Source organism: Aeromonas sp. 2MA4 (assembly GCF_029237305.1).
Taxonomy (GTDB): domain Bacteria; phylum Pseudomonadota; class Gammaproteobacteria; order Enterobacterales; family Aeromonadaceae; genus Aeromonas; species Aeromonas salmonicida.
Genome location: NZ_JAACFY010000027.1, coordinates 29,166 through 46,571 on the forward strand (window position 1 = coordinate 29,166; position 17,406 = coordinate 46,571).

General features: G+C 59.1%; 18 protein-coding genes and 1 rRNA gene. 9 read left to right on the top strand and 10 right to left on the bottom strand.

Annotated elements, in window-relative coordinates; genetic code table 11:
- Window positions 1-63 precede the first annotated feature (63 nt).
- On the top strand, window positions 64-546 hold the full coding sequence (coaD, locus tag GWQ31_RS20430; RefSeq protein ID WP_005321264.1) for a pantetheine-phosphate adenylyltransferase: 483 nt from the start codon (window positions 64-66) through the stop codon (window positions 544-546).
- A 113-nt stretch (window positions 547-659) separates the two neighbouring features.
- Here coaD and GWQ31_RS20435 read toward each other — a convergent pair whose 3' ends face one another.
- From GWQ31_RS20435 to radC, 6 genes are all read right to left on the bottom strand, one after another.
- Window positions 660-1,538: a VirK/YbjX family protein gene (locus GWQ31_RS20435; RefSeq protein ID WP_081045713.1), complete on the bottom strand. Its 879-nt coding sequence runs from the start codon at window positions 1,536-1,538 to the stop codon at window positions 660-662.
- A gap of 177 nt (window positions 1,539-1,715) precedes the next feature.
- On the bottom strand, window positions 1,716-2,528 hold the full coding sequence (mutM, locus tag GWQ31_RS20440) for a bifunctional DNA-formamidopyrimidine glycosylase/DNA-(apurinic or apyrimidinic site) lyase (protein WP_265422777.1): 813 nt from the start codon (window positions 2,526-2,528) through the stop codon (window positions 1,716-1,718).
- A 24-nt stretch (window positions 2,529-2,552) separates the two neighbouring features.
- On the bottom strand, window positions 2,553-3,008 hold the full coding sequence (locus GWQ31_RS20445) for a hypothetical protein (protein ID WP_275910151.1): 456 nt from the start codon (window positions 3,006-3,008) through the stop codon (window positions 2,553-2,555).
- A gap of 92 nt (window positions 3,009-3,100) precedes the next feature.
- The gene (gene rpmG / locus GWQ31_RS20450) at window positions 3,101-3,268 is read right to left on the bottom strand and encodes a 50S ribosomal protein L33 (RefSeq protein ID WP_005307500.1); all 168 of its coding nucleotides are present in this window, start codon (window positions 3,266-3,268) and stop codon (window positions 3,101-3,103) included.
- 11 nt (window positions 3,269-3,279) lie between these two features.
- On the bottom strand, window positions 3,280-3,516 hold the full coding sequence (rpmB, locus tag GWQ31_RS20455; RefSeq protein ID WP_005321271.1) for a 50S ribosomal protein L28: 237 nt from the start codon (window positions 3,514-3,516) through the stop codon (window positions 3,280-3,282).
- 136 nt (window positions 3,517-3,652) lie between these two features.
- Window positions 3,653-4,327 (bottom strand): DNA repair protein RadC, encoded by a 675-nt coding sequence (gene radC, locus GWQ31_RS20460; RefSeq protein WP_017411691.1) that lies wholly within the window; start codon window positions 4,325-4,327, stop codon window positions 3,653-3,655.
- A gap of 147 nt (window positions 4,328-4,474) precedes the next feature.
- On the opposite strand from radC, the gene coaBC reads away from it, so the two are divergent.
- The 4 genes from coaBC to GWQ31_RS20480 all read left to right on the top strand — a co-directional run bounded on the left by coaBC (window position 4,475) and on the right by GWQ31_RS20480 (window position 7,934).
- Complete coding sequence (gene coaBC, locus GWQ31_RS20465; RefSeq protein WP_275910152.1) at window positions 4,475-5,677, top strand: bifunctional phosphopantothenoylcysteine decarboxylase/phosphopantothenate--cysteine ligase CoaBC; 1,203 nt, start codon at window positions 4,475-4,477, stop codon at window positions 5,675-5,677.
- 145 nt (window positions 5,678-5,822) lie between these two features.
- On the top strand, window positions 5,823-6,281 hold the full coding sequence (gene dut, locus GWQ31_RS20470; RefSeq protein ID WP_159165080.1) for a dUTP diphosphatase: 459 nt from the start codon (window positions 5,823-5,825) through the stop codon (window positions 6,279-6,281).
- Between the two features lie 69 nt (window positions 6,282-6,350).
- On the top strand, window positions 6,351-6,947 hold the full coding sequence (slmA, locus tag GWQ31_RS20475) for a nucleoid occlusion factor SlmA (protein ID WP_005321293.1): 597 nt from the start codon (window positions 6,351-6,353) through the stop codon (window positions 6,945-6,947).
- A 150-nt stretch (window positions 6,948-7,097) separates the two neighbouring features.
- The gene (locus GWQ31_RS20480; RefSeq protein WP_275910153.1) at window positions 7,098-7,934 is read left to right on the top strand and encodes a mechanosensitive ion channel domain-containing protein; all 837 of its coding nucleotides are present in this window, start codon (window positions 7,098-7,100) and stop codon (window positions 7,932-7,934) included.
- A gap of 161 nt (window positions 7,935-8,095) precedes the next feature.
- Here GWQ31_RS20480 and GWQ31_RS20485 read toward each other — a convergent pair whose 3' ends face one another.
- On the bottom strand, window positions 8,096-8,284 hold the full coding sequence (locus tag GWQ31_RS20485; RefSeq protein ID WP_034524411.1) for a hypothetical protein: 189 nt from the start codon (window positions 8,282-8,284) through the stop codon (window positions 8,096-8,098).
- Window positions 8,285-8,706: 422 nt separating this feature from the next.
- Here GWQ31_RS20485 and pgi point away from each other — a divergent pair, with 422 nt between their 5' ends.
- Complete coding sequence (gene pgi, locus GWQ31_RS20490) at window positions 8,707-10,356, top strand: glucose-6-phosphate isomerase (RefSeq protein WP_275910154.1); 1,650 nt, start codon at window positions 8,707-8,709, stop codon at window positions 10,354-10,356.
- 253 nt (window positions 10,357-10,609) lie between these two features.
- Here the strand turns inward: pgi and ilvC are convergent, their stop codons facing one another.
- Window positions 10,610-12,091 carry a ketol-acid reductoisomerase gene (gene ilvC / locus GWQ31_RS20495; RefSeq protein WP_275910155.1) on the bottom strand — a complete coding sequence of 494 codons (1,482 nt, stop codon included), beginning with the start codon at window positions 12,089-12,091 and terminating at the stop codon, window positions 10,610-10,612.
- A 188-nt stretch (window positions 12,092-12,279) separates the two neighbouring features.
- Between ilvC and ilvY the strand changes: the two genes are divergently transcribed.
- Window positions 12,280-13,173, top strand: coding sequence for an HTH-type transcriptional activator IlvY (gene ilvY / locus GWQ31_RS20500; protein ID WP_005321302.1), 894 nt, complete (start codon window positions 12,280-12,282; stop codon window positions 13,171-13,173).
- Here the strand turns inward: ilvY and GWQ31_RS20505 are convergent.
- Complete coding sequence (locus GWQ31_RS20505) at window positions 13,162-14,034, bottom strand: transporter substrate-binding domain-containing protein (protein WP_275910156.1); 873 nt, start codon at window positions 14,032-14,034, stop codon at window positions 13,162-13,164. The genes ilvY and GWQ31_RS20505 overlap by 12 nt on opposite strands.
- Window positions 14,035-14,206: 172 nt before the next feature.
- On the opposite strand from GWQ31_RS20505, the gene GWQ31_RS20510 reads away from it, so the two are divergent.
- Both GWQ31_RS20510 and GWQ31_RS20515 read left to right on the top strand, forming a co-directional pair.
- On the top strand, window positions 14,207-14,398 hold the full coding sequence (locus tag GWQ31_RS20510) for a hypothetical protein (protein WP_021140974.1): 192 nt from the start codon (window positions 14,207-14,209) through the stop codon (window positions 14,396-14,398).
- Between the two features lie 91 nt (window positions 14,399-14,489).
- The gene (locus tag GWQ31_RS20515) at window positions 14,490-17,060 is read left to right on the top strand and encodes a bifunctional acetate--CoA ligase family protein/GNAT family N-acetyltransferase (protein WP_275910157.1); all 2,571 of its coding nucleotides are present in this window, start codon (window positions 14,490-14,492) and stop codon (window positions 17,058-17,060) included.
- Between the two features lie 87 nt (window positions 17,061-17,147).
- On the opposite strand, the gene rrf is transcribed toward GWQ31_RS20515, so the two are convergent.
- A 5S ribosomal RNA gene (rrf, locus tag GWQ31_RS20520) occupies window positions 17,148-17,262 on the bottom strand.
- Window positions 17,263-17,406 lie beyond the last annotated feature (144 nt).

Here is a 17,406-nt window from a genome sequence, read left to right on the forward strand (position 1 = left end):
CGCGACAAAACGTCAACAGACCCTATAATGCGACCAAATTTCCAGGTTGCAGGAATCAACAGCATGACCAACAAGGTAATTTATCCCGGCACCTTCGACCCCATCACCAACGGCCATACCGATCTGATAGGTCGTGCCGCCAGGCTGTTTGATGAAGTGGTCGTCGGGGTAGCCAACAGCCCGAGCAAGCGCCCCTTGTTCGATCTGGCAGAACGTGTCCTGCTTGCCCGGCAAGTGACGGCCCACCTGCCCAACGTCAAGGTGGTGGGCTTCTCCGGCCTCTTGGTGGACTTTGCCAAAGAGCAGCAAGCCAACGTGCTGATCCGTGGTTTGCGGGCCGTCTCCGACTTCGAATACGAATTTCAGCTGGCCAACATGAACCGCCGCCTGATGCCGGAGCTGGAGAGCGTGTTTCTCACCCCTGCCGAAGAGAACTCCTTCATCTCCTCGACCCTGGTGAAGGAGGTCGCCCTGCATGGCGGTGATATCCGCCAGTTTGTCGACCCGATCGTCGCCAAGGCGATTGCCGCCAAGCAAGGCAAGTAACAAGTAACAAGTAACAAGTAACAAGTAACAAGTAACAAGTAAACAGGCTACCCGAGGGTAGCCTGTTTAGTGCGGCGCACATGAGCCGCGCTCGCCATTGTCCGCACTGGCAGTCAGCCCGCCGCGCGACCCAGCACCTGCTGGCAGGAGAGCGCCAGCTCGTCGAGCCATTCGTAACGACGCCGGTACATGGCCCGCTTTTTGGAGGCAATCTCCTCCAGCGGCTTGCGCACCGCAGGCAACAGCTGCACGAAGTTGTCATCCTGATCGATGGCGCCAAACTCCTCCCACAGCTCGTCATAATCCGCCTGCAAACAGGCTTTCTTCTTCTTGCTGTAACGCTTGGCCTGGTAGATGTGTGCCTTCATCCGCACCGCCGAGATATGCTCGGCCCCCATCGCCTCGGCCAGCTGCATCACCAGCATCACCACCAGTGACTTGGGCCGCAAACCATGGCCCTCCTTGGTCAGGGCTCGAACCTTGTCCTGTGCCTGTTCGACGCAGGGTTCCGGCCCCTGTACCGAGCCGATCACCAGCGACAGCTTGCCGGGGGTGCCCGCCAGCGAGAAGGCACAGCTATAGAGGCGCTTGCCCTGTTGATCGACGATGGAGAGCGCCAGCTCGGCCTCACGACGGAAGGTACCATCGTGGCGCAGCACTATGCGACATCCACTCTGGGGATAGTGGCCAAGCTCTATGCCCTCGTCCAGATAGAGCGGATCTATCAGCTCGGGGTAACGGGCCAGCAGCAGTCGATAGTGGTTTTCCAGCATCTCGGCCCGCTGGGTCGCGGTGGAGCCGGCAAACCGATAGGGTCGCATCGGCTTGTCGAGCAGCTCGGGATAGTGGGCAGGCAGGGCCTTGAGCGGTTCGGCCTGAAACAGCTCGAACACCCGGCTCATCTGCTGCCGATAGAGTAGGCTGCGCAGCACGAACTTGGCGCGATTGAAGGTCTTGCGGGCGCTGTCATCGGGATAGAGGAAGCGGGCCATTTTTTGGGCACAATAGTGCCCCTGCCGGGATAAATGATCCCAGTCCATTGATTTAGCTGTCATTTTATTTTCTCAAACCGCCTGAACGGTCGAGATACTAGTGACAGCAGGCCAAATATTCAACAGACCGGAAATACTCTCTTACAACTTGGCTGTTTTTGGTCAAAATAACTGCGTTCAGCGCTGGCAATGAGAACAAAAAACGGTAGTACGCTGCCCCAGCCGTATTTCGCTGAGCAGGGTGTGGCAGTGCAAACAGGGCTGGCCGCCGCGACCATAAACCTGCAACTGCTGCACGAAATAGCCCGGCTTGCCATCGGCGCTGGTGAAATCCTTGAGGGTGGTTCCCCCCTGCTGGATGGCAGAAGCCAGCACCCGCTTGATCTCGGCCACCAGTGTCGCCAGTCGCTCGGTACTGATGTTGCCCGCTGCCCGTTTGGGGTGAATACCGGCAGCGTACAGCGCCTCATTGGCGTAGATATTACCCACACCGACCACCACATGATTGTCCATCAGGAAGGTCTTGATGGCAGTGCTGCGCCCCTTGGCCCGCCCTTGCAGATACTCGGCGTTAAAGCCATCGGTCAGCGGCTCCGGGCCCAGTTTGGCCAGCAGGGCGTGTGCCTCGGCCGGTTCACGGGTCCACAGCAGGGCACCGAACCGGCGCGGGTCATTGAGTCGCAGCAGCTTGCCGTTGGCGAGCTCTATATCCACGTGATCGTGTTTCTCGGCCGGCGTACCGATGTTCAGCACCCGCAGACTGCCGGACATGCCCAGATGCAGGATGGCGGTGCCAAAGTCGGTCTCCAGCAGCAAATACTTGGCACGACGGCTGACCCTGTGGATGGTGAGATCCACCAGCTCCTGGATTTCGCCAGGTACCGGCCAGCGCAGCCGGCCATCCCGTACCACGACGCGGGTCACCTTGATGCCGGTGAGCCAGGGAGATATGCCCTGGCGGCTGACTTCAACTTCCGGTAATTCAGGCATGGGGCCTCCAACAAATAGGGTGGATTACGGAGAGGGGCGCAACAGGCTGCGATACTGCTCCTGACTCAGGGTGAGCCAGGTCGAGGGCGGCAACAGGGCGGCAAACTTGCCGTTGTCCTGATAGATCCCCACTTCAATCGGATCGCTCTGACCGGCGATCCACACCTTGAGGGTAACCGGCGCGCCGCGCACTGCATCGCCAGGGGGCAGCAACCAAGCCTGCCAAGCCTCGACATGGGCCGCCAGCTGGGCACTGGTGAGCCCCAGATCCGGTCCGCTGCGCCAGCCCTGGCCGATGCGCTCTATCTGCCAGCTCGGCCCCTGCCAGGTGAGAACGACTGCACTGTCCGGCAACAGGGTACGAGGCCGCTGGGCGCTGTTCTCCTGCTGGGCAACCTCCAGCCGGTGCAACAAGGTCACGACCCCCAGCACGGCCACTATGATCACGTTATTCCAGCCTTTACGGCTCAATTTGAACATGGCAAGCCTCCGTTGAACCGGCAGTGTACTGAATTCCAGCCATAAAAAAACCCGGCACTGGGCCGGGCTTTTGGGAAAGCAGCATCAAGTAATTACTTGATTTTGCCTTCCTTGTAGATCACATGCTGACGAACAACGGGATCAAACTTTTTGATCTCCATTTTTTCGGGCATGGTGCGCTTGTTCTTGGTAGTGGTATAGAAGTGACCAGTACCGGCGCTGGAGTTCAGGCGAATTTTCTCGCGAATACCTTTAGCCATGATCTAATTCCTTATACCTTAACACCGCTGGCGCGCAGTTCAGCCAGAACCACTTCAACGCCACGCTTGTCGATAATACGCATGCCTTTTGCGGATACGCGCAGGCTTACGAAGCGTTTTTCACCCTCAACCCAAAAACGGTGAGTGTGCAGGTTCGGCAGGAAACGACGCTTGGTAGCGTTGTTAGCGTGCGAACGGTTGTTACCAACTGCCGGGCGCTTGCCGGTTACTTGGCATACTCTAGACATGTCAGTCTCTCCAAATCTTACTTCATTGCTCGAGCAAATATCTGCCCCGCTGGCCTTCGATTGCGGGGCAAACAGAAGGCGGCATTTTATACAGCATCCGTGATCAAAGATCAACTAATACAGTGCCAGAGCCCAGTTACAACCAACCACGCTCTGCAAAAGAAACCGTGATGCCGTCACCGATCACCAAGTGATCCAGCACTCTGATATCGATCAAGGCCAAGGCGGCCAAGATCCGATCCGTGATCTGGCGGTCGGCCCGACTGGGCTCGGCCACGCCGGACGGGTGATTATGCGCCAGAATCACTGCGGCTGCATTATGTTTGAGCGCGATCTGCACGATTTCTCTGGGCCAGACGCTTGCAGAATCGAGGGTGCCGTAAAAAAGTTCAACGAATTGAATGACTCTGTGCTGGTTATCCAGCAACAGCAGGGCGAACACCTCCCGCGGCCGATCCCGCAGCTGGGCTTGCAGGTAATCCCGGGTCAGCTGGGGCGAGGTCAGGGCATCGCCCCGTTGCAACTGCTCGGCCAGATGGCGCTTGCCCATCTCCAGCACCGCCTGCAATTGAGCATACTTGGCAGGCCCCAGTCCATGGGCATGACAGAAGGCGCCTTGATCGGCCCCGAGCAGTGCCCTCAGCGAACCAAACTGCTGCAATAGCTGACGGGAGAGATCCACCGCACTCAGGCCGTTGACGCCGGTTCGCAGGAAGATGGCCAGCAATTCGGCATCGGATAACGTCGCTGGCCCCTGCCGCAGCAGTTTCTCTCTGGGTCTCTCATCCTCAGGCCACTCCTTGATGCTCATTTGTCTCTCCCTAATGCCTATTGAGAGAAAACATAGCAAAAAATCACGGGAGGCCGGCCACAAGTCCCCCATGTCAGCCTCTGTCGTCGTCCGTTGCCTGTGGTATCTTAGCCGACCAGTCAGAGTGAGCCGGAAGAGAAGCAGCAGATGAGATTGGCCGATAAACGCATCCTGTTGGGTGTCAGTGGCGGGATCGCCGCCTACAAGAGTGCCGAACTGGTACGCCGCTTGAAAGATCAGGGGGCCGAGGTACGGGTAGTGATGACGCGCTCTGCCAAGGAGTTCATCACCCCGCTGACCCTGCAGGCGGTTTCCGGTCATCCAGTGGCTGACAGCTTGCTGGATCCGGCTGCCGAAGCGGGCATGGGCCACATAGAGCTGGCCAAGTGGGCGGATCTGGTGCTGATCGCCCCGGCGAGCGCCAACCTGATGGCCCGCATGGCCGCCGGCATGGCCGACGAACTGCTCACCACCCTCTGCGTGGCAACCCCGGCCCCCGTGGCACTGGCTCCCGCCATGAATCAGCAGATGTATCTCAACGCCGCCACCCAGGCCAATCTCAAGACCCTGGCCAGCCGCGGCATACTGCTGTGGGGGCCGGATTCCGGCAGCCAGGCCTGTGGCGACGTAGGCCCGGGCCGGATGCTGGATCCCTTGGAACTGGTTGAGCACTGCTGCCAGCAACTGGCCGCCGAGCCACTGCTGGCGGGCGTCAGACTGCTGCTCACCGCCGGGCCGACCCGCGAGGCACTGGATCCGGTGCGCTACATCAGCAACCACAGCTCGGGCAAAATGGGTTACGCCATCGCCCGCGCCGCCCGTGAGGCAGGGGCCGAAGTGACGCTGGTGAGCGGGCCGGTCGCCCTGCCTGCACCGAGCGGGGTGGAGCGTGTCGATGTGGAGAGCGCCGAACAGATGCATCAGGCGGTGATGAGCCGGGTCGGCGAGTGCGACCTCTTTATCGGTTGCGCGGCGGTGGCCGACTATAGGCCCGAGCAAGTTGCCAGCCAGAAGATCAAGAAGACCGGTGATAACGATCAGATGGTGCTGACCCTGGTCAAGAATCCCGACATCATAGCCGCAGTGGGGGCGTTATCAGACAAGCCCTTCACCGTCGGATTTGCCGCCGAAACCGTGGATGTGGAACAATACGCCCTCGACAAACTGCAGCGAAAACGGCTGGACATGATCGCCGCCAACGATGTGTCTCGTGCGGGCCAGGGCTTCAATGCCGATGACAACGCTCTGACCGTGTTCTGGCAAGGGGGTCAAGCCCCTCTGCCACTGGCCGATAAGCTGACGCTGGCTCGCCACCTCATCGCCCTGATTGCGCGCAACTACCGGCGCTGAGTGCAGACACATGGCACCCCGCTGGCATTGCCCATGCAGGACGCCCACATCAACACTCGCTAAGCAACGATCAGTTCATGACTGCCCGGACTGTACCGAACATTCCGGGTGTCCACACAAGAACCCATTGAAAAACGAACGATTCATGACAACACAAATTGAGCTGAAAATTCTGGATGCCCGCATCGGCACCGAGTACCCGCTGCCCGCCTACGCCACACCGGGCTCTGCCGGTATGGACCTGCGTGCGCTGCTGGATGCGCCCATGACGCTGGCACCAGGCGACACCATTCTGGTACCGACCGGTCTGGCCATCCACATTCAGGATCCCGGCTTGTGCGCCACCATTTTGCCCCGCTCCGGCCTCGGCCATAAGCACGGCATAGTGCTGGGCAATCTGGTGGGCCTCATCGATTCCGATTACCAGGGCCAGCTGATGGTTTCGGTCTGGAATCGCGGCAACGACAATTTCACCATGCAACCCGGTGAACGCATCGCCCAACTGGTGATCATGCCGGTGGTGCAGGCCAGCTTCCAACTGGTCGATGAGTTCAATCAGAGTGAACGGGGTGAAGGCGGTTTTGGTTCTTCTGGTCGCCAATAACAGACCACACAGGCCCCCGGGGCTGTGCCTAATAACAGAATCAAGCCATTGTTTTTTTTAGGGGAATCCATGGCAAGCAGTAATCAGAAACAGAGTCGGCGCGATCAGATCCTGCAAGCACTCGCCCATATGCTGGAGACCAGCCCTGGCCAGCGTATCACCACGGCACGTCTGGCGGCCGAGGTGGGTGTCTCTGAGGCCGCCCTCTATCGACATTTTCCCAGCAAGGCGCGGATGTTCGAGGGACTGATCGACTTTATCGAGGATTCCCTGCTGTCACGGGTCAACCTGATCATGGCCGAAGAGAAGGACACCATGGCCCGCTGCCATCATATCCTTCAGCTGCTGCTGGTGTTCGCCGAGCGCAATCCCGGCATCACCCGCATCCTCAACGGCGATGCCCTGCTGGGTGAGCACGATCGATTGCGGGATCGCATCAGCATCCTGTTCGACAAGCTGGAAACCCAGATCAAGCAGGTGTTGCGGGAAAAACGGCTGCGGGAAGGTCAGGGCTTCCAGCTCGACGAGACCATGCTCGCCAATCTGCTACTGGCCTATACCGAGGGACGGATCAGTCAGTTTGTCCGCTCCGAGTTCAAACTCAAGCCCACCGCCGGCTTCGAAGATCAGTGGCTCTTCATCCGCAGTCAACTGCTGCAAAGCTGACGCCATTCGGGTGGATACACAGAGGGAGGCCTTGGCCTCCCTTGTTTTTTATGGCAAAAAATGGAAGGGAGCACCAGATGCGACCCAAACTGTCGCATGCCAGTGTTAGATTCATGCGTCATAAACCTTTACTGCCTGACAGGACATCCTATGGAACCCGAAATCATCACAGAAGCGCAGACCTGGCTGGTCAATAATCAGGGCCTGCTGATCGAGTATGCCGTCAATATTGCGGCCGCCCTGATCACCCTGCTGGTCGGTTACATCGCCGCCAACCTTCTCAGCAATGGCGTGATCAAGGTGATGCATGCTCGCAAGCTGGATGCCACCGTGGTTCATTTCGTTGGCAGCATCCTCAAGTACACCATTCTGGTGTTCGTGGTGATTGCAGCCATGGGGCGAGTCGGGGTGCAAACCGCCTCCTTCGTCGCCATTATCGGTGCCGCCGGTCTGGCCATAGGTCTGGCACTGCAAGGCTCGCTCTCCAACTTCGCCGCCGGTTTCCTGCTGATCATCTTCCGCCCCATCAAGGCCGGTGAGTTTATCGAAGTGGCGGGCACCAGTGGTGTCGTGCAGTCGGTGCAGCTATTCACAACCACTCTCACCTCGGGTGACAACAAGATGGTAGTGGTCCCCAACTCCGCCATCCTCAACGGCACCATAGTCAACTACTCGCGCATGGACACCCGCCGCGTCGACATGACCTTCGGTATCGGCTACGGCTCGGACCTGCGCAAGGCCAAACAGCTCCTCGAGCGCCTGGTGAGTGAAGATCCGCGCATTCTGAAGGAACAGGCAGCCACCATAGCCGTTGCCGCCCTGGCCGACTCCTCGGTCAATATCGTAGTGCGTCCCTGGGTCAAGACTGCCGATTACTGGGGCGTCTGGTTCGACTTCCACGAAAAGGTGAAGCTGACCTTCGATGCCGAAGGCATCGAGATCCCCTTCCCGCAGATGGTCATGCACATGCAAAAGCCTCAGGCCTGATACCTGCGCAGACGATCACAACAATGCCAGCCCCGGGGCTGGCATTGTTGTTTCTGAAACCCAGGTCATGCGGCAAGGCATAAAGATTCGACCCGCAGCTCACCTTGCACCATGGGGTCGAAAACCTGTCAATCCGGGCAGCCAGGTTGGCTTGCCTACCTTCATACCAGTCGACGAGCGACCCGGTTGAGCAGTGGCTGCACCAGCGCATAGCCCCCCAGCACGGCCCCGATCACGGCCAACACCCGAATCTCGAGAGTCGGCGCGGCGGCGGTCAGCGCCAGGGTCAACAGGCCGATGAGGCCTGTGGCGATCAGGCTCAGGGCAAACAGGGATAAAACATGTTTCATATCGATCTCCTCATTCCAGACAGTGGCCATCCCTGGGAGATCTCGTCCATTCGGTGCACATACTAGCCAACGCCCAACCCCGACAAGTTGCGTTTGCTCATAAAACGAGCCGAAAAACGGCTGTCAGATACTCCTTTAGCTGTAATACAAACTTGCCAGGCAGGCAGCCATAGATGAAAACCCTTTCACCCCGGGCAAGCCGGGTGAAGTATGAGCAAACTCAAGATCCCCTGGCCATGAGTGACTCATAATCGCAGTGTTTTGGTTGTAAACTCCTTCGATGGCAGACAATTGGTAAAGCTCTGTTACACGGGCCGCGCCATGGGCTCGGTATAATGGGCCCGGTATAGTGCTCGAATAATAAGGTTTGGCGGGAGCCTTGCCTGCAAGGTTCAAACACAACTTGGAAGATCGGTAATCCTATGAAAAATATCAATCCAACCCAGACCCAGGCCTGGCAGGCGCTGGAAGCCCATTTTGTAGCTAACAAAGAGACTCGACTCAAGGACCTGTTCGCGCAGGACCCGCAGCGCTTCGACAAGTTCTCCCTCACCTTTGGCGGCGACATTCTGGTCGACTACTCCAAGAACCTGATCACCGAGGAAACCCTCAAATTGCTGGTTGATCTGGCCAAAGAGACTGATCTTCGCAGCGCGATCGATGCCATGTTCAATGGCGACAAGATCAATATGACCGAAGGGCGCTCCGTACTGCACGTGGCCCTGCGCAACCGCTCCGACCGCCCTATCGAGTGCGACGGCAAGGACGTGATGCCGGAAGTTAACGCCGTGCTGGCCAAGATGAAGGGCTTCTGCGAGAAAATCATCTCCGGCGAGTGGAAAGGCTACACCGGCAAGGCGATCCAGCACGTGGTCAACATCGGTATCGGTGGTTCAGACCTGGGCCCGGTAATGATCACAGAGGCGCTGCGCCCCTACAAAAATCACCTGCAGATGCACTTCGTCTCCAACGTCGATGGCACCCACATCGCCGAGACGCTCAAAGAGATTGATGCGGAAACCACCCTGTTCCTGGTGGCCTCCAAGACCTTCACTACTCAGGAGACCATGACCAACGCCCTGACCGCCCGCGACTGGTTCATCAACATCGCCGGTGACAAGGCCCACGTTGCCAAGCACTTCGCTGCCCTCTCCACCAATGGCAAGGCCGTGGCCGAGTTCGGCATCGACACCGACAACATGTTCGAGTTCTGGGACTGGGTTGGCGGCCGTTACTCCTCCTGGTCTGCCATCGGCATGCCCATCGCCCTGTCCGTCGGTTTCGAGCACTTCGAAGCCCTGCTGCAAGGCGCCTTCGAGATGGACATGCACTTCGCCACTGCCGCCTATGAGCAGAACGTGCCTGTGCTGCTGGCGCTGATTGGCCTGTGGTACAACAACTTCCATGGTGCCGAGTCCGAAGCCATTCTGCCGTACGATCAGTACATGCACCGCTTCCCTGCCTACTTCCAGCAGGGCAACATGGAATCCAACGGCAAATACGTGGATCGCAACGGCAAGCCGGTTGATTACCAGACTGGCCCCATCATCTGGGGTGAGCCGGGCACCAACGGTCAGCACGCTTTTTACCAGCTGATCCACCAGGGCACCAAGCTGATCCCCTGTGACTTCCTGGCGCCTGCCATCAGCCACAACCCGATCGGTGACCACCACCCGAAACTGCTGGCCAACTTCTTCGCCCAGACCGAGGCACTGGCCTTCGGCAAGAGCAAAGAACAGGTCGAAGCCGAGTTCCTGGCGGCCGGCAAAACCCTGGAGCAGGTCAAGGATCTGGTGCCGTTCAAGGTGTTCGAAGGCAACCGCCCGACCAACAGCATACTGTTCAAGAGCCTGACCCCGAAGACGCTTGGCTCTTTGATTGCCATGTACGAGCACAAGATCTTCGTACAGGGCGCAATCTGGAACATCTTCAGCTTCGACCAGTGGGGCGTGGAGCTGGGCAAACAGTTGGCCAACAAGATACTGCCAGAGCTCAACACCGATGCGGCTGTCACCAGCCACGACGGCTCCACCAATGGCCTCATCAACACCTGGAAAGCCTGGAAAGCCTGAGTTCTCCGGCCTTCCTGAACGCAAAAGCCCCGCTCGATGAGCGGGGCTTTTTTATGGCGGGTCGGGCTGGTTTTTCTGGCTGACCGGTCGGGTGTCCAGCCCGACCGGCGACGGGGATCGTCATCCCCGCCCCTTCATCATCCAGCTCGCTGCAGGCTTAACCGCCAACGGCGATACGTTTCATGTCTTTCATGTAACCGCGCAGTACCTGACCGATCTTCTCGCATCAGGCATGGTTGCGGGTCATGCCTGATTAACCGCCGACGGCGATGCGCTTCATGTCTTTCATGTAACCGCGCAGTACCTGACCGATCTTCTCGATCGGATGGTTACGGGTCGCCTCGTTGGCCGCCAGCAGTGCCAGGTTGTCCACGCTCTGCCCTTCCGCCTTGCTGGCACCCAGATCGCCAGCCTTCAGAGTCGGCATGAAGTGCTCGTGCAGCAAGGGCACAGCGGCGTTGGCGAACAGGTAGTTACCGTACTCGGCGGTGTCGGAGATGACCACGTTCATCTCGTACAGACGCTTGCGAGCAACTGTGTTGGCGATCAGCGGCAGCTCGTGCAGGGATTCGTAGTAGGCAGACTCCTCGTAGATACCGGAAGCCACCATGGTCTCGAACGCCAGCTCGACACCCGCCTTGACCATGGCCACCATGACCACGCCATTGTCGAAATACTCCTGTTCGGCAATTTTGCCAGTGAACGCAGGAGCATTCTCGAAGGCAGATTTGCCGGTCTCTTCACGCCAGGTCAGCAGCTTGACGTCATCCTCAGCCCAGTCGGCCATCATGCCGCGGGAGAATTCGCCAGCGATGATGTCATCCATGTGCTTCTCGAACAGCGGGCGCATCAGGGTGCGCAGTTGCTCGGACAGCTCGAAGGCACGCAGCTTGGCCGGATTGGAGAGGCGGTCCATCATCAGGCTGATGCCGCCCTGCTTCAGGGCTTCGGTGATGGTTTCCCAGCCGAACTGGATCAGCTTGCCGGCGTAGGCAGGGTCTGTCCCTTCGGCAACCAGCTTGTCGTAGCAGAGCAGGGAACCGGCCTGCAGCATGCCGCAGAGGATGGTCTGCTCGCCCATCAGGTCGGATTTCACTTCCGCGACGAAGGAGGATTCCAGTACGCCGGCACGGTCGCCGCCGGTGGCAGAAGCCCACGCCTTGGCGATGGCCATGCCTTCACCCTTGGGATCGTTCTCCGGGTGGACGGCGAGCAGAGTCGGCACGCCGAAGCCGCGTTTGTACTCTTCACGCACCTCGGTTCCCGGGCACTTTGGCGCAACCATGACGACAGTGATGTCGGCGCGGATCTGCTGACCTTCTTCCACCACGTTGAAGCCGTGGGAATAGCCCAGCGCGGCGCCCTGTTTCATCAGCGGCATCACGGTTTTCACCACGTCGGAGTGCTGCTTGTCCGGGGTCAGGTTCAACACCAGATCTGCGCTCGGGATCAGCTCTTCATAGGTGCCGACCGCGAAGCCGTTGTCGGTTGCCTTCTGCCAGGAGGCGCGCTTCTCGGTGATGGCAGCCTTGCGCAGGGCATAGGAGATATCCAGCCCGGAGTCGCGCATGTTCAGACCCTGGTTCAGACCCTGGGCACCACAGCCCACAATCACCACCTTCTTGCCCTTCAGCACGTCGCAACCGTCGGCGAATTCCGCCCGCTGCATGAAACGACACTTGCCCAGCTGGGCCAACTGCTGACGCAGGTTCAAGGTGTTGAAATAGTTAGCCATGGTGATTGCTCCGTTCGATTGATTCCATGCCGGGTAGCGGCGTTGTCTGAACCACTATAGCGCGGGACACTCATTGCCTGAACTGATATATTCGAAACAGTATGTTGCAGGAATTGAAAGATGATTCTTCGCAATCTCAAGCTGTTTCTCCCCCACGTCAGCAAACGCGCCGCCGCAGGAATAGAAAGATGGACCTCCGCAATCTCGAGCTGTTTCTCCACCTCGCCGACTCCCTTCACTTTGGCAAGAGTGCCGATGCCATGGCGGTCAGCCCCTCCACCCTCAGCCGCGCCATTCAGCGACTGGAGCAGGAGACCGGCTGCGTGCTGTTCGAGCGGGACAACCGCAGCGTGCGACTCACCTCGGCGGGTGAGAAACTGCGGGAGTTTGGCGGCAGCCTGTTGCAGGAGTGGCGCCAGCTCAAGCAGGAGCTCAAACGCAGCGACGAACCGCTGCAGGGGAGGCTGCGGGTGTTCTGCTCGGTCACCGCCAGCTACTTTCTGCTGCCAGAGGTGCTGGAGCGCTTCCGCCGCCGCTACCCCCAGCTGGAGATCAAGCTGGAGACCGGCGACCCGGCGCTGGCGGTGGACAAGATACTGGCCGATGAGGCCGATCTCGCCATCGCCGCGCGGCCGGATGCGCTCTCCGCCAAGCTGGAATTTGCCAGCCTGCAGCAGGTGCCGCTGGTATTCATTGCCCCGCGTACCGCACCGCAACAGAGCCAGTGGTTCTTGCAGGGTGAGCCGGACTGGGAGCGGCTGCCGCTGATCCTCTCCGAACAGGGTCTGGCACGAAAGCGCTGTGACCAGTGGTTTCGCAACAAGGGAATTGCCCCCAATATCTATGCCGAGGTGGCGGGCAACGAGGGCATAGTCGCCATGGTGGCACTCGGTTTTGGCGTCGGGCTGGTGCCTGCCGCCGTGATCGATCACAGCCCCATGGGGGAGAAGGTACGCATCGTCGAGCCCAGACCTGCGCTCAAGCCATTCGACGTCGGTATCGCAGTACTCAAGAAGCGGCTGGAAGAGCCTCTTATCCGCGCCTTCTGGGATACGGCGCGCGGCCAGGGTTCACTGCGCTGACGGGGTGGCAGTGACCGGCGCATAGATTAGCGAGGGGTCAGCCATCATGTTGCGGCTCCTGGCGGGCAGATCCGGATTATGCAGCTCAAGCATGACCCGCTCGTCCAGCTTCAACCGACGAATCGTGCTGCCAAACTCCTCTTCAAAGATCTGATCAAAGGCACCGGACTGGCGAGCCCGCTGCAGCCCGAGCTCGATGCGCTGTGCCAGTTCGGGATATTGGGGGGAAACAAAGAACAGCAGCGCCAGCGGATAACGGAACACCAGATGGGGCTCGATTGCGAGCTCCGGATGCTGCTTTAGTTCATCCTCTATCTCGATGACGGAACGCAGAAAGCAGTCAAAACGCCGCTTGCTCAGCATGTTGAACAGCGCCTCGTAGAGATTGCCCACCGTTACCTTGAGGCCGTTGGCCTTGAGCAGGCGGGTATCGGGCCAGGATCTGTGCTGACCGATGGTGAGTCCGGCGCTATGCCAGTCCGCCAGCGACCCTATGCCGCTAAAGCGCCCCTCATCCCCCGGCCGGATGAGGCAGACCCGCCAGCCCAGCAACCCCTTCGCCAACGGAATATGGACCGCCAGCAGGGAACGCTCCCGCTCTTCATCAGGGGCAAAAACTCCTATCTGTACCAGGGCGCCCTCCTGTAACGCCTTGACTGCCCGCCCCTGCTCCATTGGCGGACTCGCAATCAGCTGATAGGGACCATATTCAGGCACTGTGAGATCGAGCGACAACCGCAGCAAGCCCGCCACAGCCGGATTGGGGTGCTCCAACAGCAGGTTCCAGGCCCGAATGTGCGACTCGGCAGCCAGGACACTCCCCGCAAACAGTGTGATGCACCACAGCCAAATCCTGAGCATTGCGCCTCGTACCTCTGATCTTGATGCACTCACTATAACGCTTGAGCGCCCAGTTCTGATGCATGGACCCACAGATGTGTGAGCGACTTGGTGTCAAATCTGACAATGGTCAGAGCAAGATCCAGATCACAGACTAGGCTCGGTGTTCAACCTGAATGGAAAAAGCCTCGCCATGATGCGTCACCTGATCGAAATCAACAGCTCACAGCTGTTTGAAGAGTACCTGCAGAGTCTGGGAGTGCCACAAACCTTGCTGGATCACGAACAGGATATCTATCTGCAAGAGCGCCCGCTGGCGGCAGTGCGCCAAATTCAGGGCAAGATGAAGTTTTATCTGCGAGCCAGCGCCCTGACCAAACAGTGATCCGCAACCGGTCACAGAACAGGCAATCAAAGCGTATTACACTGGCACCATCCGTCACCCTCGCCTCCGGGGGTCGCCATGAGGAGTGCCCATGAAACCAAGCGGCCTGGATCGGCTCTTCAAACCCCAGTCAATCGCCGTCATCGGTGCCTCGACCGACCCGCAGAAAGCGGGTCACGTGGTGATCAGACACCTGCTTGCGGGTCAGTTCAAAGGCCCCATACTGCCGGTCAGCCCCCATAACAAAGCCATCGCCGGAGTGCTGGCTTATCCCGACATTGCCAGCCTGCCACTCTCCCCCGATCTCGCCATCATCTGCACCAAACGCGAACGGGTACTGTCGCTCATCGAAGCGCTCGGCAAAAAAGGGGCCGGGGCCGCCATCATACTGGCCGCCGATTTTTCGCAGGAAGAGAGGGAACAGTTGCAGCGCCTGAGCAGCCAATATGACATTCGCCTGCTTGGCCCCAACAGCATGGGCATGTTGCTGCCAGCGCAGGGCATCAACGCCAGCTTCTCCCCCATCGCCGCCAAACCTGGGCAGGTTGCCTTTGTCTCACAGTCAGCGGCCGTCAGCACGACCATACTGGATTGGGCCAAACAGCATGAGCTGGGCTTTTCCGCCTTTATCTCCCTCGGCGACCACTGTGACATCGACTTCGGCCAACTGCTGGATCAGCTCTCTCGCGACGGCACCACTCGCGCCATCCTGCTTTATATGGACAAGTTGCACGACGCCCGCCACTTCCTCTCGGCAGCGCGGGCGGCCTCACGCAACAAGCCAATACTGGTGCTCAAGAGCGGTCGCCACGATCCGGCCAAGGGGCTGGACAACGTCTACGATGCCGCCATCCGGCGAGCAGGCATGCTGCGGGTACGAGATACCCACGAGCTGTTTGCCGCGGTCGAAACCCTGAGCCATTCGCTGACCCTCAAGGGGGAACGGCTGGCCATCATCTCCAACGGCCGCGGACTGGCCAACATGGCGGTCGATGTGCTGCTTGAGCGGGGCGGAAAACTGGCCATGCCGCCAAAAGACATAGGTAGTGATGCCGATATCACCGCCTATCAGCAGGCACTCGATACCTTGCTGCAAGGGAATGAAGCAGATGCCATCCTGCTCATTCATGCGCCTTCCCTCACAGCACGCGGGGCCGAATTGGCGCGCAGTCTGATCGATTACCTCAGGCAGCATCCCAGAGCCAGGCGCTTCAATATCCTGACCAACTGGGCCGGGGAATACTCGGCACAGGAAGGACGCAAGCTATTCACCGAGGCGGGCATTCCGACCTATCGCACTCCCGAAAGTGCAGTGGCCGCCTTCATGCATATGGTGGAATACCGTCGCAACCAGAAGCAGCTGATGGAAACACCCGCGTCCCTGCAGGGGGACAAGCTCAACGTCGAACTCTGCCAACAACTGATCCGGCAGGCTCTGGAACGCAAGCAACTCACCCTCGATACCCATCTGGTGCAACCCATACTGCAAGCTGCCGGGCTCGCAACCCTGCCGACCTGGATTGTCTCCGACGCCATCGAAGCCACCCTGACGGCTGAACAGATCGGCTATCCGGTAGCGGTCAAATTGCGCTCGCCGGATATTGCCCACAAGTCTGCGGTGCACGGCGTCATGCTGAACCTGCGCACCTCGGCCGAAGTCGCCCAGGCAGCAGATGCCATTCTCGACAGGGTGAGGCAACACGATGCGGGGGCGCGTATCGAAGGCTTGCTGGTGCAGCGCATGGCACGCCGCAGCGGCGGCCTGGAGCTGAGGATCCGCCTGCAACAGGATCCCGTCTTCGGTCCTGTCATCCTGCTCGGCGAGTCGGGAGCAGAACCCCAGGAGATGGTCGCCGCACTCCCGCCACTGAACCAGGCTCTCGCACGCTACCAGGTCATCGGTGCTCTCAAGAGCCGCAAGATCCGCGAGCAGGCCACCCCCGAAAGACTCGATATCGATGCGCTTGGTCAGGTGTTATGCCAGCTGTCAGAACTGCTGCTGGCGTTTCCCGAGATCCAGGAGCTGGACCTGCATCCATTGCAAGCATGCGGGGCCGAGATGGTGATCCTGGATGCCAGCCTGACACTGATGCCAATAACGCAGCAGCGTTGCCCCCTGGCGATACGCCCCTATCCCACCGAGCTGGAAGAGGGGGCCTGGCTCAAGGACCAGAGCCATGTGCTGCTTCGCCCGATCCGGCCGGAGGATGAACCCGCTCACAAGCAATTTGTACTCAAGGTCTCCGATGAAGACAGGTACAAGCGCTTCTTTGCTGACGTGGGAGAACTGGGCCACGAGGAGCTCGCTCGCATGACCCAGATTGACTACGACCGGGAGATGGCCTTCGTCGCGGTAGGACAGGATGGCGCCTTCAACCAGCAAATCCTGGGGGTGGTGCGAGCCATTTCAAACCCGGATCAGTCCGATGCGGAGTTTGCCATTCTGGTGCGATCCGACCTAAAGGGGTTGGGGCTCGGCAAGTTGATGATGGAGAAAATCGTACGTTACGCCAGAGAGAGAGGGATTGGCCAGCTATCCGGCATGACCATGCCCAGCAATCGCGGCATGATCAATCTGGCCAAGCGTCTTGGTTTCAAGATCGATATCCAGCTGGAAGATGGGGTGGTCAATATGGAGTTGCCCTGTGCGGAGAGAGCCTAAGGGGCATAGCGCAGAGGACACCGCAGGAATGATAAATTTCAGGCAATAAAAAACCCCGCTCGATGAGCAGGGTTTTTCGTGTTGGGTGCCTGGCAGTGTCCTACTCTCGCATGGCGAATGCCACACTACCATCGGCGCTACCGCGTTTCACTTCTGAGTTCGGCACGGGATCAGGTGGTTCCACGGCGCTATGGCCGCCAGGCAAATTACTTCAATCTGAGAAAGCTGACGTGAATAACGATGTTGCTCGTGGCTTGTCGTTATCACTGAATTAGTAGTTCGCTTGGTATTTGCTACAAGCCTTAGAACACTTCTTGGGTGTTGTATGGTTAAGCCTCACGGGTAA